At 69.5% G+C, this 13,860-nt stretch carries 15 protein-coding genes; 10 read left to right on the top strand and 5 right to left on the bottom strand.

The window, feature by feature from the left end:
* The 4 genes from N5D62_RS20165 to N5D62_RS20150 all read left to right on the top strand — a co-directional run.
* Positions 1-678 (top strand): biliverdin-producing heme oxygenase (locus tag N5D62_RS20165; protein ID WP_279759678.1); only part of this gene is annotated, 678 nt, incomplete at its 5' end.
* 10 nt (positions 679-688) lie between these two features.
* Complete coding sequence (locus N5D62_RS20160; RefSeq protein ID WP_279759677.1) at positions 689-3,001, top strand: ATP-binding protein; 2,313 nt, start codon at positions 689-691, stop codon at positions 2,999-3,001.
* A 12-nt stretch (positions 3,002-3,013) separates the two neighbouring features.
* Positions 3,014-3,472: a response regulator gene (locus N5D62_RS20155; RefSeq protein ID WP_279759676.1), complete on the top strand. Its 459-nt coding sequence runs from the start codon at positions 3,014-3,016 to the stop codon at positions 3,470-3,472.
* 3 nt (positions 3,473-3,475) lie between these two features.
* Positions 3,476-5,461 (top strand): response regulator, encoded by a 1,986-nt coding sequence (locus N5D62_RS20150; RefSeq protein WP_279759675.1) that lies wholly within the window; start codon positions 3,476-3,478, stop codon positions 5,459-5,461.
* Positions 5,462-5,645: 184 nt separating this feature from the next.
* On the opposite strand, the gene N5D62_RS20145 is transcribed toward N5D62_RS20150, so the two are convergent.
* A complete protein-coding gene (locus N5D62_RS20145) occupies positions 5,646-6,050 on the bottom strand; it encodes a type II toxin-antitoxin system RelE/ParE family toxin (RefSeq protein ID WP_279759674.1) in 405 nt (134 codons plus the stop codon).
* A gap of 231 nt (positions 6,051-6,281) precedes the next feature.
* On the opposite strand from N5D62_RS20145, the gene N5D62_RS20140 reads away from it, so the two are divergent.
* The 3 genes from N5D62_RS20140 (at position 6,282) to N5D62_RS20130 (ending at position 7,568) form a co-directional block, all read left to right on the top strand.
* Positions 6,282-6,485, top strand: coding sequence for a hypothetical protein (locus N5D62_RS20140; RefSeq protein ID WP_279759673.1), 204 nt, complete (start codon positions 6,282-6,284; stop codon positions 6,483-6,485).
* 64 nt (positions 6,486-6,549) lie between these two features.
* Positions 6,550-7,095 carry an antitoxin Xre/MbcA/ParS toxin-binding domain-containing protein gene (locus tag N5D62_RS20135; protein ID WP_279759672.1) on the top strand — a complete coding sequence of 182 codons (546 nt, stop codon included), beginning with the start codon at positions 6,550-6,552 and terminating at the stop codon, positions 7,093-7,095.
* Positions 7,092-7,568 (top strand): RES family NAD+ phosphorylase, encoded by a 477-nt coding sequence (locus tag N5D62_RS20130; protein WP_279759671.1) that lies wholly within the window; start codon positions 7,092-7,094, stop codon positions 7,566-7,568. Before N5D62_RS20135 ends, N5D62_RS20130 begins: the two co-directional genes overlap by 4 nt.
* Positions 7,569-7,638: 70 nt before the next feature.
* On the opposite strand, the gene N5D62_RS20125 is transcribed toward N5D62_RS20130, so the two are convergent.
* The gene (locus N5D62_RS20125) at positions 7,639-8,721 is read right to left on the bottom strand and encodes a TRAP transporter substrate-binding protein (RefSeq protein WP_279759670.1); all 1,083 of its coding nucleotides are present in this window, start codon (positions 8,719-8,721) and stop codon (positions 7,639-7,641) included.
* Between the two features lie 103 nt (positions 8,722-8,824).
* The gene (pmbA, locus tag N5D62_RS20120; protein WP_279759669.1) at positions 8,825-10,192 is read right to left on the bottom strand and encodes a metalloprotease PmbA; all 1,368 of its coding nucleotides are present in this window, start codon (positions 10,190-10,192) and stop codon (positions 8,825-8,827) included.
* Positions 10,193-10,311: 119 nt separating this feature from the next.
* On the opposite strand from pmbA, the gene yjgA reads away from it, so the two are divergent.
* From yjgA to N5D62_RS20105, 3 genes are read left to right on the top strand one after another with little or no spacing between them, the layout of a single operon-like run.
* On the top strand, positions 10,312-10,893 hold the full coding sequence (gene yjgA / locus N5D62_RS20115; RefSeq protein ID WP_279759668.1) for a ribosome biogenesis factor YjgA: 582 nt from the start codon (positions 10,312-10,314) through the stop codon (positions 10,891-10,893).
* Positions 10,886-11,509, top strand: coding sequence for a molybdopterin adenylyltransferase (mog, locus tag N5D62_RS20110; protein WP_279759667.1), 624 nt, complete (start codon positions 10,886-10,888; stop codon positions 11,507-11,509). Before yjgA ends, mog begins: the two co-directional genes overlap by 8 nt.
* Positions 11,510-11,543: 34 nt before the next feature.
* Positions 11,544-12,047, top strand: coding sequence for an FKBP-type peptidyl-prolyl cis-trans isomerase (locus N5D62_RS20105; RefSeq protein WP_279759666.1), 504 nt, complete (start codon positions 11,544-11,546; stop codon positions 12,045-12,047).
* A gap of 65 nt (positions 12,048-12,112) precedes the next feature.
* On the opposite strand, the gene cysE is transcribed toward N5D62_RS20105, so the two are convergent.
* Positions 12,113-12,880, bottom strand: a complete 768-nt coding sequence (cysE, locus tag N5D62_RS20100) for a serine O-acetyltransferase (protein WP_279759665.1) — start codon at positions 12,878-12,880, stop codon at positions 12,113-12,115.
* A gap of 108 nt (positions 12,881-12,988) precedes the next feature.
* A complete protein-coding gene (locus N5D62_RS20095) occupies positions 12,989-13,801 on the bottom strand; it encodes an RNA methyltransferase (RefSeq protein WP_279759664.1) in 813 nt (270 codons plus the stop codon).
* Positions 13,802-13,860 lie beyond the last annotated feature (59 nt).

Here is a 13,860-nt window from a genome sequence, read left to right as displayed (position 1 = left end):
TGGCTGCCTTGCCTGCCCCGCTCCATGACGACGACCGACGCCCTGCCTTCCGTCCCGACGGACACCGCCGACCTCCTGCCCCGGCTGCGTCGCTGCACCGCCCCGCTGCATGACGACATCGAGGCCCTGCTGGGGCTCGACGCCTCGATCTCGCTGGTCCGCTACGGGCGCATCCTGCGCGGCTTCCACGAGTTCCTGCCGCTGTGGGAGCTGCGCGTGCGCCACGCGCTGCCCGAGCCGCTGCGCGCCTGGTTCGACGCCCGCTCCCGCGCAGCCTTCGTCGCGCGCGACGTCGCCGCCCTGGGGCTGGCCGAGGACGCCACGATGCGCGCCGCGGCGCGGGCGGCCCAGCACCGGCTCCGGCTCGATTCGACGGCGGCCGCCTTCGGGTCGATGTACGTCATCGAGGGATCGGCGCTCGGCGGCCAGGTGCTCGCGCCGCGGCTGCGGGCCGCGCATGACCTGACACCCGGGCTCGGCGCCGCCTACTTCCATGGCTTCGGCGAGCGCACCGGCGCGATGTGGCGCGAGTTCCGCCAGCTCGCGCAGGCGCAGGCCGGCGCGGATGCCGCGAGCCGCAACGCGGCCTGCCGGGCCGCGGTGCAGACCTTCAAGGCGCTGATCGAGACCTTCGAGCCGCTGGGCATGGCCGAGGCCCGCGACAGCGTCCCCCAATGAGGCGCCCGCGATGAAGCCGGCCCTCCTCGACCAGTCGCCGACGGACCGCCAGATCGCGGACTGCGCGAGCGAGCCGATCCGCGTCCCCGGCGCCATCCAGCCGCACGGCTGGCTCGCGGCCGTCGACCGGGGCAGCGGCAGCCTGGTCGCCTACAGCGAGAACTGGAGCGCGCTGCTGCCGTCGCCGGCCGAGCTGCTGTCCGCGCGCATCGAAGGCGCGCTCGATCCGGTGATCGCCGGCCGGCATGCGCTGGTCGACGGCGAGGGCCCGGTGTCCTGCGGCACGCTGACGATCAACGGACGGCGGCTGCATGCGACGGGCCATCGCCTGGGCGAGCTGGCCTACCTGGAACTCGAGCCCGAGACCGAGGACCCCGGCCCCCGCGCGCCGATCTACAGCCTGGCCCGGCACCTGGTGCCGCTGATGCAGCGCACCGACGCGGTCGACGAGCTCTGCCGGGTCGTGGTCGCCGAGATGAAGCGGCTGACCGGCTTCGGCCGCTGCCTGGCCTACCGCTTCGACGGCGACGGCCACGGCGAGGTGCTGGCCGAGGCCGCCGACCCCGGCTACGACCTCTACGCGGGGCATCGTTTCCCGGGTTCGGACATCCCGCCCCAGGCGCGCGAGCTCTACCGCATCAACCACATCCGGCTGATCGCCGACGCCCATTACGAGCCGGTGCCGGTGCGCTTCGTCGACGGCCGCGATGGCACGGCGCTCGACCTGTCCCAGGCCGCGCTGCGCAGCGTCTCGCCGGTGCACCTGCAGTACATGCGCAACATGCGCACGCTGGCGTCGATGTCGGTGTCCATCGTCGTCGACGGCCAGCTGTGGGGCCTGGTGTCCTGCCACGACCATGCGCCGCGCCAGCTGTCGTGGCAGACGCGCATGGCCTGCGAGCACCTGGGGCAGCTGCTGTCGCTGCAGATCGAGGCCAAGCAGGACAACGAGCGCGTCACCGAGCAGTTGCGCCTGCGGCAGCTGACACTGGCGATCGTGGCGCACCTGGCCGACAGCGACGCGACGCTGCAGCGCCTGGTCGCCGAGCCCGGCCCGCTGCTGCGGCTGGGCCGGGCCGCCGGCGCGGCGGTGATCCTCAACGACAGCTGCTGGTCGGTCGGCGAGACGCCGGACCGCGACACGCTGCTGGCCCTGGGCCAATGGCTGGCCCAGCGCGTCGACCAGGTCTGGCACAGCGACCGGCTGCCGGTGGACGCGCCGTCGCTGGGCGGGTCGCTCGGCTCGACGGCGGGGCTGCTGGCGATCTCGATCTCCCGGCTGCACCGGCATCACATCGTCTGGTTCCGGCCCGAGATCGTCCAGACCATCGTCTGGGCCGGCGATCCGCGCAAAGACGCCACGTCGGCGCCCGACGCGCGGCTGCATCCGCGCCGCAGCTTCGCGAGCTGGAAGGAGCAGCTCGGCGGCCGCTCGCTGCCGTGGACGTCCGGCGAGGTCCACGCGGTGCAGGAGCTGCGCCAGGCGCTGATCGGCATCGTGCTGCGCCGCGCCGAGGAGATGGCCGAGGTCGCGATGGAACTCGGCCGCGTCAACAAGGAGCTGGAGGCCTTCTCGTACACGGTGTCGCACGACCTGCGCGCGCCGATGCGCCACATCGCCGGGTTCGTCGACCTGGTGCTGGAGATGGAAGGCACGACGCTGTCGGCGCGCTCGCAGCGCTACCTCGCGCACGTGAAGGAGGCCTCCGCGCATGCCGGGCAGCTGGTGGACGCGCTGCTGGACTTCTCGCGGATGGGGCGGTCGGCGCTCAAGCATTCGTCGGTCCACACCGACCACCTGGTCGACGACCTCATCGCCGAACAGGAGACGCAGAACAAGGACCGCCGCATCGAGTGGATCGTGCAGCGGCCGCTGCCGCGGCTGTGGGGCGACGCGGTGCTGCTGCAGGTGGCGGCGCGCAACCTGGTGGCCAACGCGGTCAAGTACACGCGTTCGCGCGAGGTCGCGCGCATCGAGATCGCCGGCATCGACGACGCGACCGGCACCGGACTGAGCGTGTCGGACAACGGCGTGGGTTTCCAGATGAAGTACGTCGGCAAGCTGTTCGGCGTGTTCCAGCGGCTGCACCAGTCCGAGAGCTTCGAAGGCACCGGCATCGGCCTGGCCAGCGTGCGCCGCATCGTCGAGCGGCACGACGGCCAGGTCGACGCCTGGGGCGAGCCCGAGCGCGGCGCCCGCTTCAGCTTCACCGTGCCGACCCGCGCGATGCTCGACGAGGCGTCGCGCGAGCGCCCGCAGCCCGGCATCGCGGCCGATGCCCTGCCCCCGCCGATGGCCGGCGACACCGCTTTCCTGAACTGACCCCCGATTCCCATGCTCAAGCCCATCCTCCTTGTCGAAGACGATGCCCGCGACCTCGAGCTGACGCTGGTCGCGCTCGAACGCAGCCAGCTCGCCAACGAGGTGATCGTGGTCCGCGACGGCGCCGAGGCGCTGGACTACCTGCTGCGCGAGGGCGTCCACGCCGAGCGCGCGGAAGGCAACCCGGCGGTGATCCTGCTCGACCTGAAGCTGCCCAAGGTGAATGGGCTGGAGGTGCTCAAGGCGGTGCGCGGCACCGACCCGCTCAAGAGCATCCCGGTGGTGATGCTGACCTCGTCGCAGACGGAGTCGGACGTGGTGCAGAGCTACGAGCTCGGCGTGAACGCGTACGTGGTCAAGCCGGTGGAGTTCAAGCAGTTCGTCGCGGCGATCGCCGACCTGGGCGTGTTCTGGGCGGTGCTCAACGAGCCGCCGCCCGGCTCGCTGCGCGCGGCGCGACGCTACGAATGAGCCATGGCTGAGCCGTCGTCATCGCCCGTCCCGGGCCAACCGCCGCTGGAGATCCTGCTGCTGGAGGACTCCAGCTTCGATGCCGAGCTGCTGCTCGCGTCGCTGGAGTCCACGCATCCGCGGGCGCGGGTGACCTGGGTCAAGGACGAGCCGGGGCTGCTGGGCGCGCTGGAGACGCAGCGCTTCGACCTGATCCTGTCGGATTACCAGCTGCCCGGCTTCACCGGCGCGGAGGCGCTGGCGCTGGCGCAGCAGCGGGTGCCGGGGACGCCCTTCATCTTCGTGTCGGGCGTCATCGGAGAGGAGAACACGGTGGAGCTGCTCAAGCGCGGCGCCACCGACTACGTGATGAAGGGCCGGCTGGCGCGGCTGCCGGTGGCCATCGACCGCGCGCTGCGCGAGGTGCGCCAGCGCGACGCGCAGCGCCAGGCCGAGGCCCAGCTGCGCGAGGCCGACGCGCTGTACGGGCGGGTGGTCGATTCGCTGCAGGACCACGCGGTGATCCTGCTGGACACCGAGGGCCGGATCCGCGACTGGAACCGCGCGGCGGGGACGATCTTCGGCCACGCGCTGGACGCGGTGCGGGGCATGTCGGTGGAGATCCTGCTGACGCCCGAGGACCGCGCGGCCGGCGTGCTGGAGAACGAGCTGGCCTTGGCGCTGACGCAGGGCGCGGCGCGCGACGACCGCTGGCTGATGCGCCAGGACGGCACGCGGCTGCGGGCCGAGGGCGTGGTGACGCCGCTGTTCAGCGCGGCGGGCGCGCCGACGGGGTTCTCGAAGATCGTCCGGGACTCGACGCCGGCCTACGAGGCGCAACAGGCGCTGCGCCAGGCCAAGGAGGAGGCGGAGCGCGCCAACGAGCTCAAGGACCAGTTCCTGGCGGTGCTGTCGCATGAACTGCGCTCGCCGCTGAGCGCGATCACCGGCTGGGCGGACATCCTGACCAACTTCGCCGACGCGCATCCGCTGCTGGGCAAGGCGGCGGCGGTGATCCGGCGCAACGCGCAGCTGCAGGCGCGGATGATCAACGACCTGCTGGACATGAGCGCGGTGGTGGCCGGCAAGCTGGTGCTGCAGACGGCGCCGCTGGACCTGGCGGCGCTGGCGTCCGACGCGGTGCTGGGCGCGCTGCACGAGGCGCAGGGCAAGGGCGTCGCGCTGAACTGCCGCGCGCCGGAGCCGGTGTGGGTGCGGGCGGACGCGCAGCGGCTGACGCAGGTGATGACCAACCTGATCGGCAACGCGATCAAGTTCACCGAGGGCGGGGGCGTCGTCGATGTCGAGGTGACGCTCGACGGCGAGTGCGCCTGCCTGCGGGTGCGGGACACGGGGCGCGGGATCTCCGCGGAGTTCCTGCCTTATGTCTTCGACCGGCTGCGGCAGGAGGACGGGTCGTCGACGCGCAAGGTCGGCGGCCTGGGCCTGGGGCTGGCGATCGCGCGCGCGATCGCGGAACTGCACCAGGGCCGCCTCGGCGCCGACAGCCCGGGACCGGGCGGCGGCTCGACCTTCGCGCTGCGGCTGCCGCGGCTCCAGGGCGAGGCGCTGCCGCCGATGCCGGCGGCGGAGCCGATCGAGTTGTCGGAGGACACGCTGGCGGGCGTGCGGGTGCTGCTCGTCGACGACGAGGAGGACGCGCGCGAGGTCGGCCAGGTGGCGCTGAGCCGGCTGGGCGCGAAGGTCAGCATCGCGGGGAGCGCGGCGGAGGCGCTGGCGCGGCTGGAGGAGGAGCGCTTCGACCTGCTGGTGTCCGACATCGGGATGCCGGAGATGGATGGGCGCTCGCTGATCCGGGCGGTGCGTCAGTTGCCGGACTGCGCCGCGGAGGCGCTGCCGGCGGTGGCGCTGACGGCGTTCGCGATGGTGGCCGACCGGCAGGAGGGCCTCGCGGCGGGGTTCCAGGGGTATGTGGCCAAGCCGATCGAGCTGGCGACGCTCACGCGGGCGATCCAGGAGGCGCTGGGGCGCCGGGCTGGAGCGGATTGAGGGTCAGCGGCGCGGCTTGCGCGGGCCCGCCGCGCTGAGCGCGCGACGCTTGTGCGCGCGGAGCGGCTCCGCCGGTTCGCGTGGCTGCACGCGCGGCCGATAGTGGGGCTGCATCCCCATGTACTCCGTCCGACTTACCCAGCCCTCCCTATAGAGATTGAAGAAGGTTCGAAGCATCATTCGATCAGAGAGGTTTCGAGACTTGTGCATGGCACTCCACCTTGGAAAGTTCTCCTATTGCGACCTGGTCTTCACGCTGTTCGGCGTTCATTGAAAGAAGCTGCCTCGCCGCCAGGCGGCAATGGACTTCTTTCAACGAGCTGATGTTTTCCTGATCGCTCTTCGCGAAACCGTAGATGAAGAACCAGTGGCCCGATTCCAGAGTGGCCACGATCGTTCGATAGGCACCACGCTTTCCTTGACCGTTTCGGGCGATGCGCTTCTTGAACAGCCCTCGACCGAGACGCGCGTCGATCAACCCGCGTGACATCTCAACCACGGCACAACAGATGTCTCGATCAGCAAGACCTTCCTTCTGCATCCAGCGCCTGAAGACCTTGACTGCATACACGGCCACATCGACCTCCACGCATCGCTGCGATGAAGGTCAGTGCCAGGTCTTGCTGATCGCCGATTCGTCCTGAGGACGGCCCTCTGATTGGTGTGCGAGCGCGCATCCATCGAACAACGCGGGCATCGTCACTGGTTCCAGTAGCCGCCTCTACTTGTTCCCGTTGCCATCGGCTTCACGATCACCCCGATGACGCGTGCCGTCGCGCCTTCCCGGTGGACCCTCCCTGCCCTCCGAAAGGAAGACGACATGTCTGTTGAAGTCACGCATGAGCAAGTCGCAAGCACCGGGCATCTGCTGGCCCGGGAAATCGCATGGCGCGCTGTCGAAAGGCAGTGCGAACTGCCGCCCTCCGACCCACCCGGCGACGAGGTGCGCGTCGCGCCGTTCTGGCCCGATCGCACGCCAATCCTCGATCGCCGTCCCGTGCCTGTGAAGGCACGGCTCACATGAAAGGAAATGCATGGCTGCCGGAAACGCTCATATGAGCAATACTATGCGCTCAAAGGAGCGCATCATGGCGAAGTCAATTTCAACGGCACGGCAAGCAATGAAGACGTCGACGAAGGCGTCTGCCCAACGCATCGCGCCGGCGCAGAAGATCCTCGCGTTCGCATGCAAGGAGCACCTGAGCGCCGAGAGTTACCGGATCCTCTTCTACGCGGAGCCGATGGAGCGCGTTGTCATCGTCAAGCAGGGCGTTCATCCCTGCGTCGTCGAGGATATCGCCAGGCAAATGGAGATGCCCAAGGAGAAGCTGCTGGGCACCCTGGGTCTGGCGAGGGCCACCGTAGAGCGCAAGGTGCGCGAAAACAAGCTGCTCTCGCCGGACGAGAGTTCCAAAGTGATCGGCATGGCTCGTCTGGTCGGACAAGTGCAGGCGATGGTCGACGAATCGGGAGATCCCGCCGGCTTCGACGCGCCGGCCTGGACTGCGACCTGGCTGGATGCGCCCCTGCCCGCGCTCGGGGGCAGGAAGCCTGCGGAGTTCATGGACACGTCGGAAGGCCAGCAATTGATCTCAAGCCTGCTCGCGCGGATGCAGAGCGGAGCCTACGCGTGACGGTCCAGCTCTGGCGAATCGCAACCGATACCCGCGACTACCTGGCAGAGGACCTCGGCGGCAAAGGCGCGGAGATCACGGGTGGTCGATGGAATCGTCCTGGTCGCGCCGTCGTGTACACCTCGGTCACTGCCTCGCTGTCGTGTCTCGAAACCGTGGTGCATCTACAGGACAACGCCTTGCCGCTGAATCGGTATCTGATTCGAATCGATGTGCCGGATGACGTGTGGGCTCTCAAGGCTGTCCTCAGACTCGAAGACCTGAATCCGGGTTGGAGCGCCATTCCGGAGGGAAGGATCTCGCTTGATCTTGGCGATGGCTGGCTGGCGGCAAACGACACCCCCTTGCTCGTCGTTCCTTCCGTGATCGTCCCCGAGGAATCGAATGTGTTGATCAACCCGACGCATCCCGCAGTCAGACACATCGTCGCCGTCAAACTGCGAGCGTGGCATTACGACCGACGATTGGCGTGACCAAAAAGACAACGGGCCGTGCCCTCGCCAGGCACGGCCCGTTCAAAGCGGCCTGTCGGCCCTCAGCCGTTCAGAACCGCTGCGACTGCATGAAGTCGTCGAAGCCGGCTTCGGCGAAGCGGAACCACAGGTTCTGGTCGCGGCGGAAGTTGGCGTAATCCTCGTACACCTTCTTCCAGTTCGGGTTCTTCGCCGACAGCTCCGAGTACAGCGCCATCGACTCCTTGAACGCCAGGTCCATCGCGTCCTTCGGGAAGCGCATCAGCTTGGTCTTGGCCGCCACCAACTGCTTGAGCGCCGGCGGGTTCACCACGTCGTACTTGGCCTGCATGTCCACATGGGTGTACGCCGACGCCGCCTCGACGATCGCCTTGTATTCGGGCGACAGCGCCTCGTAGGCCTTGGTGTTGATGTAGAAGTCGACCTGCGGGCCGCCTTCCCACCAGCCGGGGTAGTAGTAGTACGGCGCGACCTTGTTGAAGCCCAGCTTCAGGTCGTCATACGGCCCGACCCATTCCGCGGCGTCGATCGTGCCCTTCTCCAGCGCCGAATACAGCTCGCCGCCCGGCAGGTTCTGCGGCACGCCGCCCATGCGCTCGATCACCCGGCCCGCGAAGCCGCCGATGCGGAACTTCAATCCCTTGAAGTCCGCCGCCGACTTGATCTCCTTGCGGTACCAGCCCGCCATCTGCGCGCCGGTGTTGCCGCCGGGGAAGTTGATGATGTTGTAGTTCCGATAGAACTCGCGCATCAGCTTCAGGCCGTTGCCGTGGAAGGTCCACGCCGTCATCTGCCGCGAGTTCAGCCCGAACGGGATCGAGGCGCCGATGGCGAAGGTCTCGTCCTTGCCGAAGAAGTAGTACGGCACCGTGTGGGCGATCTCGACGGTGCCGTTCTGCACGCCGTCGACCACGCCGAACGCCGGCATCAACTCGCCGCCCGCGTGCACGCTGATCTGGAACTTGCCGCCGCTGAGCTCGCTGACCTTCTTGGCGAAGACCTCGCCGCCGCCGTAGATCGTGTCGAGCTGCTTGGGGAAGCTCGACGCCATGCGCCAGCGAAGGTTGGCCTGCGCATGCACGATGGCCGGGGCCGCACCGGCGGCCAGCACGCCGGCCAGGCCGGCATTCTTGACGAACGAACGACGCTCCATGAAGTCTCCTGTGTCGATTGTTGGGGGTCGGGCCCCTTTGAGCGAACGCAGGATTAACCACCGGGCGGCTGGCGTCAACCTGACAGACCCGGGGAGCGACGCCTCAGGCGCCCGCCAGCCTCATGTTCTCGATCAGGATCGACCCCACCGTCTTGCTGCCCAGCGTGTAGGCGTCGGCGCCGATGCCCACGATCTGCTGGAACATCTCCTTGACGTTGCCGGCGATGGTGATCTCGTGGACCGGGAAGGCGATGACGCCGTTCTCGACCCAGTAGCCGCTGGCGCCGCGCGAGTAGTCGCCGGTGACGTAGTTGACGCCCTGTCCCATCAGCTCGGTGACGAACAGTCCGGTGCCGAGCCGGCGCAGCATGGTGGCGAGGTCGTCGCCTGGCGCGGTCGCCTTGCTGCGCATGGTGAGGTTGTGCGAGCCGCCGGCATGGCCGGTGGTGCGCAGGCCCAGCTTGCGCGCCGAGTAGGTCGACAGGAAGTAGCCCTTGAGCACGCCTGCCTCGACGACGGTGCGGGCGCGGGTCGTGACGCCTTCGTCGTCGAAGGGCGAGCTGCCCTTGCCCTTGACGATGTGCGGGTCCTCGACGACCTCGACGTGGGGCGCCAGGATCTGCTGGTCCAGGCTGTCGAGCAGGAAGGTGGCGCGACGGTACAGCGCGCCGCCGCTGGTGGCCTGCACCAGCGCGCCGAGCAGGCCGGCCGCGACGGGGGCCTCGAACAGCACCGGCACGTTGGCCGTCTTGACCTTGCGGCCCTTGAGCCGCGCCAGCGCGCGCTCGGCGGCGTAGCGGCCGATGGATTCGGCGGAGGACAGCTCGGCGGCGTCGCGCATCGAGCTGTACCAGGCGTCGCGTTCCATGCCCGCGCCGCGGCCGGCGATCGGCGCGACGGAGATCGAGTGCCGCGAGCTGGCATACCCGCCGCGGAAGCCGCGCGAGTTGCCCGAATAGAAGTGCGACTGCTGCGCCGACACCGCGGCGCCTTCCGAGTTGGTGATGCGCGCGTCCGTCTTCAGCGCCGCGTCCTCGCAGCGCAGCGCCAGCTCGGCGGCCTGCTCGGCGGTGATCGCCCAGGGGTGGAACAGGTCCAGCGCGGGCCGCGCGGCCTCGTCCAGCGACAGGTCCTGCTCGTCGGGCAGGCCGGCGAACTCGTCCTCGGCGGTGAAGCGGGCGATGTCGTAGGCGGCGCGCACCGTGTCCTTCAGCGCCTTGGGCGAGAAGTCGGAGGTGCTGGCGTTGCCTCTGCGCTGGCCCAGGTAGACCGAGATGCCCAGCGACTTGTCGCGGTTGCGCTCGACGTTCTCGAGCTGCCCGCGCCGCACCGACACCGACATGCCGCTGCCCTCGGACACTTCCGCGCCGGCGTCGCTGGCGCCCAGGGCCTTGGCCTCGGCCAGCACGTCCTCGATCAACTGGCGGAACTGGTCCTGGCGGTAGGCGAATCCTTGCTCGGCTTGACTCATGAATGCGGTCTCTTTGAAAGCAGCGCGGCCTGGGGAAATCCGAGGCCGCGACGGGGTGGCGACTATCATACGGGCGCCACGCCCCCGCCCTCCCGGCCGGGGCTTCTCGCTTTTTTGCCATGCAAGACGACCACGACGATTTCGACGACGACCGCCCCAGCAAGAGCCAGCTCAAGCGCGACATGGATGCGCTGCAGGTCCTGGGCGCGGAGCTGCTTACGCTGCCCGAGAAGCGCGTCGCCGCGCTGAACCTGCCCGAGCAGCTGATGGACGCGCTCAAGGAAGGCCGGCGGATCGTCGCGGGCACCGCCCGCAGCGGCAAGAAGCGCCACCTGCAGCTGATCGGCAAGCTGATGCGCCAGGTCGATCCCGAGCCGATCCGCGAAGCCGTCGCCGAATTCAAGCTGGGCCGCGCGCAGGACTCGCTCGAGCTGCACCAGGCCGAGCGCTGGCGCGAGCGCCTGGTCGAGGACGACAACGCGCTGCAGGGCTTCATCGACAGCTTCGCCGCCGTCGATGTCCAGCAGCTGCGCAGCCTGATCCGCGCCGCGCGCAAGGACCGGGCGCAGGCGCCCGAGCAGCGCAACGGCCGCGCCTGGCGCGAGCTGTTCCAGTTCATCAAGGGCCATGTGCTCACCGCCAAGGGCGCCGCCCCGGCCGACGACGACATGGCAAGCACCTTCGAGGACGACGATGAGTGAGGCCCCCGCCACGCCGGCCGCCGGCGCCGCGGCGCTGCCGCCGCCGGAGCCGGTGCGCATCGGCATCGTGTCGATCAGCGACCGCGCCTCCAGCGGCGTCTACCAGGACCAGGGCCTGCCCGCGCTGAAGGACTGGCTGGGCGCGGCGCTGTTCAACCCGATCGAGTTCCAGCCGCGCCTGATCCCCGACGAGCGCGAGCTGATCGCCCGCACGCTGCGCGAGCTGGTCGACGAGGTCCGCTGCGACCTGGTGCTGACCACCGGCGGCACCGGCCCGGCGATCCGCGACGTCACGCCCGAGGCGACGATGGACGTGGCCGACCGCGTGATGCCGGGCTTCGGCGAGCAGATGCGGCAGATCTCGCTGCATTTCGTCCCGACGGCGATCCTGTCGCGCCAGGTCGCGGTGATCCGCGGCCAGGCGCTGATCGTCAACCTGCCGGGCCAGCCCAAGGCGATCGCCGAGACGCTGGCCGGCCACGACGCCGCCCAGGGCATCTTCGCCGCGGTGCCGTATTGCCTCGACCTGATCGGCGGCCCCTACCTCGAAACGCGCGACGCGATCTGCGCCGCCTTCCGCCCCAAGACCGCCCAGCGCCCCAAGCGCCAGGGCTGACCCCCACCACCCGCCTCCACGAGAAGCCACCCTCATGAAAATCACCAAGGACACCGTCGCCACCGTCGAACTGAAGGTCGCCAACAAGCTCGGCCAGGTCATCGAGAAGACCGACGAGCCGATGGCGCTGTTGATCGGCGGCTACGGCAACACGCTGCCGGCCATCGAGACCGCGCTGGAAGGCCAGGAAGCGGGCTTCGCCACGACCATCGAGCTCACGCCCGAGACCGGCTTCGGCGAGCGCGACGAGAACCTGCTCATCACCATCCCGAAGAAGGACTTCCCGCCCGGCGTGAAGGTCGGCGGCCAGCTGCAGATCCGCCAGGCCGCCGAAGGCGAGGAGGAACCGACGGCCGACGACGGTTTCCATGTCTTCACCGTCGTGAAGATCAAGGGCGACACCGTGCACCTGGACGGCAACCACCCGCTGGCCGGCGAGCACCTGAAGATCAGCGTCAAGGTCAAGGACGTGCGCGCCGCCACGCAGGAAGAGATCGACCACGGCCACGCCCACGGCGACCACGGTCACCACCACTGATCGGGGTCTCCCCCGGAAGAACGAAGGGCGCCATCGGCGCCCTTCTTCGTTGGGGGATCAGCGGATCACTTCACCAGCCGCGTCAGTTCGTCCGCGTCGAAGTGCTCGCCCTGCTGCGCGCCTTGCGGCACGCAGTCCTTGCGCTCCTCCTCCGACAGCTTCGCGATCGCCTGCCACAGCAGCGCGATCTGGTGCTCGTGGCCGGCGGCGTTGTCGATCAGGCCCTTCATCGCCTGCGCGACCGGGTCGTCGCCCTGCGTCACGCCGTAGGCCGAGAACCCCATCCGGGCCGCCGCCTCCTCGCGCTGGGCGTCGCCCTTGGCCTCGATGATGCGGGCCGGGTTGCCGACCGCCGTCGCGCCGGGCGGCACCGGCTTGGTCACGACCGCGCCGGAGCCCACGCGCGCGCCCTCGCCGACGGTGAAGCCGCCGAGGATGCAGGCGTTGGCGCCGACGATCACGCCGCGTCCCAGCGTCGGATGGCGCTTGGCGCCCTTGACCAGCGAGGTGCCGCCCAGGGTCACGCCCTGGTAGATCGTCACCTCGTCATGGATCTCGGTCATCTCGCCGATGACGATGCCCATGCCGTGGTCGATGAACACGCGCCGGCCGATGGTCGCGCCGGGGTGGATCTCGATGCCGGTCAGGAAGCGCCCGATGTGCGAGGTGAATCGCCCGAGCCACCGGAAGCCACGCCGCCAGAACCAGTGCGCGCATCGATGCATCACCAGCGCGTGCAGACCCGGGTAACAGGTCAGCACCTCCCAGGCCGAGCGGGCGGCGGGGTCGCGTTCGAGGATGCAGGCGATGTCTTCGCGAAGACGCTGGAACATGGGAGGAACCCGATGAGGACCCGCGAGGGGCCCGATGCTGAGGGCCGGCCAGTTTAGCGGCGGGCCCCGACCTTGCCGGTCACAGGCTTACTGCCCGGACCGCGCGGGTCACTCGTCTCCCCCGAGCGCGGGGGGCGCGCCCTCGGCCGGGCGGGTCTTCTCGATCGCCCGGGCGATGCCGCGCAGGAGGTGGACCTCCTCCTGCGTCAACTGGGCGCGGTTGAACAGCTGGTTCAGGCGCGGCATCAGCTTCTTGGGCGAGGCCGGGTCCAGGTAGCCCAGGTGCACCAGGCTGGTCTCCAGGTGCGCCAGCAGCCCCTGCACCGCCCGCGCGTCGGCGAGCTTCGGATCGGCGGTGCGCGCCTGGACGGCGAAACCGCCCAGCGCCTGGCGCCAGTCGTAGGCCACGAGCTGCACCGCCTGCGCCAGGTTGAGCGAGCCGTAGACCGGGTGCGTCGGGATCGACAGCACCGCATGCGCCCGGTAGACGTCCTCGTTGCTCATGCCGTAGCGCTCGGAGCCGAACAGGAAGGCCACCTGATGGGCGCCCTCCCCGGCGGGACGCGGCGCCGCGAGTTCGGCGAACAGCGGCCGGGGCTCGCGCGTCGGCGGACCGAAGTCGCGCGGCGTCATCGCCGTCGCGCAGACGAAGGTGCTGCCGTCGAGCGCGTCCTCCAGCCGGTCCACGATCCGCGCGCGGGCCAGGATGTCGGCGGCGCCGCTGGCCATCGCGACCGTTTCCTCCTGGCTGAGCACGTCGGCGAAGCGCGGCCGCACCAGCACCAGGTCGCGGAATCCCATCACCTTCATCGCCCGCGCGGTCGAGCCGACATTGCCGGGATGGCTGGTCTCGATCAGCACGAAACGTGTCGGATCGGACACCGCGGGGGGAACGGTCAGGCCGGATTCAGCCGAGGGCATAGGGGAAACCACGAGTCTGTGCCAAAATATCGGATTATCCGCGCCGGACGTTGGTCGAC

Origin of the sequence: Mitsuaria sp. GD03876 (assembly GCF_029840635.1) — a bacterium.
GTDB lineage: Bacteria > Pseudomonadota > Gammaproteobacteria > Burkholderiales > Burkholderiaceae_C > Roseateles.
Note: the sequence above shows the minus strand (reverse complement) of the source record. Positions and strands in the feature narration are given on the sequence as shown.

Coding starts and splice junctions, on each gene's coding strand:
- mog (WP_279759667.1), top strand. CDS start 10,886: ATGAGTGAGGCCCCCGCCACGCCGGCCGCCGGCGCCGCGGCGCTGCCG.
- cysE (WP_279759665.1), bottom strand. CDS start 12,880: ATGTTCCAGCGTCTTCGCGAAGACATCGCCTGCATCCTCGAACGCGAC.
- pmbA (WP_279759669.1), bottom strand. CDS start 10,192: ATGAGTCAAGCCGAGCAAGGATTCGCCTACCGCCAGGACCAGTTCCGC.
- N5D62_RS20140 (WP_279759673.1), top strand. CDS start 6,282: ATGTCTGTTGAAGTCACGCATGAGCAAGTCGCAAGCACCGGGCATCTG.
- yjgA (WP_279759668.1), top strand. CDS start 10,312: ATGCAAGACGACCACGACGATTTCGACGACGACCGCCCCAGCAAGAGC.
- N5D62_RS20105 (WP_279759666.1), top strand. CDS start 11,544: ATGAAAATCACCAAGGACACCGTCGCCACCGTCGAACTGAAGGTCGCC.
- N5D62_RS20150 (WP_279759675.1), top strand. CDS start 3,476: ATGGCTGAGCCGTCGTCATCGCCCGTCCCGGGCCAACCGCCGCTGGAG.
- N5D62_RS20135 (WP_279759672.1), top strand. CDS start 6,550: ATGGCGAAGTCAATTTCAACGGCACGGCAAGCAATGAAGACGTCGACG.
- N5D62_RS20125 (WP_279759670.1), bottom strand. CDS start 8,721: ATGGAGCGTCGTTCGTTCGTCAAGAATGCCGGCCTGGCCGGCGTGCTG.
- N5D62_RS20155 (WP_279759676.1), top strand. CDS start 3,014: ATGCTCAAGCCCATCCTCCTTGTCGAAGACGATGCCCGCGACCTCGAG.
- N5D62_RS20160 (WP_279759677.1), top strand. CDS start 689: ATGAAGCCGGCCCTCCTCGACCAGTCGCCGACGGACCGCCAGATCGCG.
- N5D62_RS20095 (WP_279759664.1), bottom strand. CDS start 13,801: ATGCCCTCGGCTGAATCCGGCCTGACCGTTCCCCCCGCGGTGTCCGAT.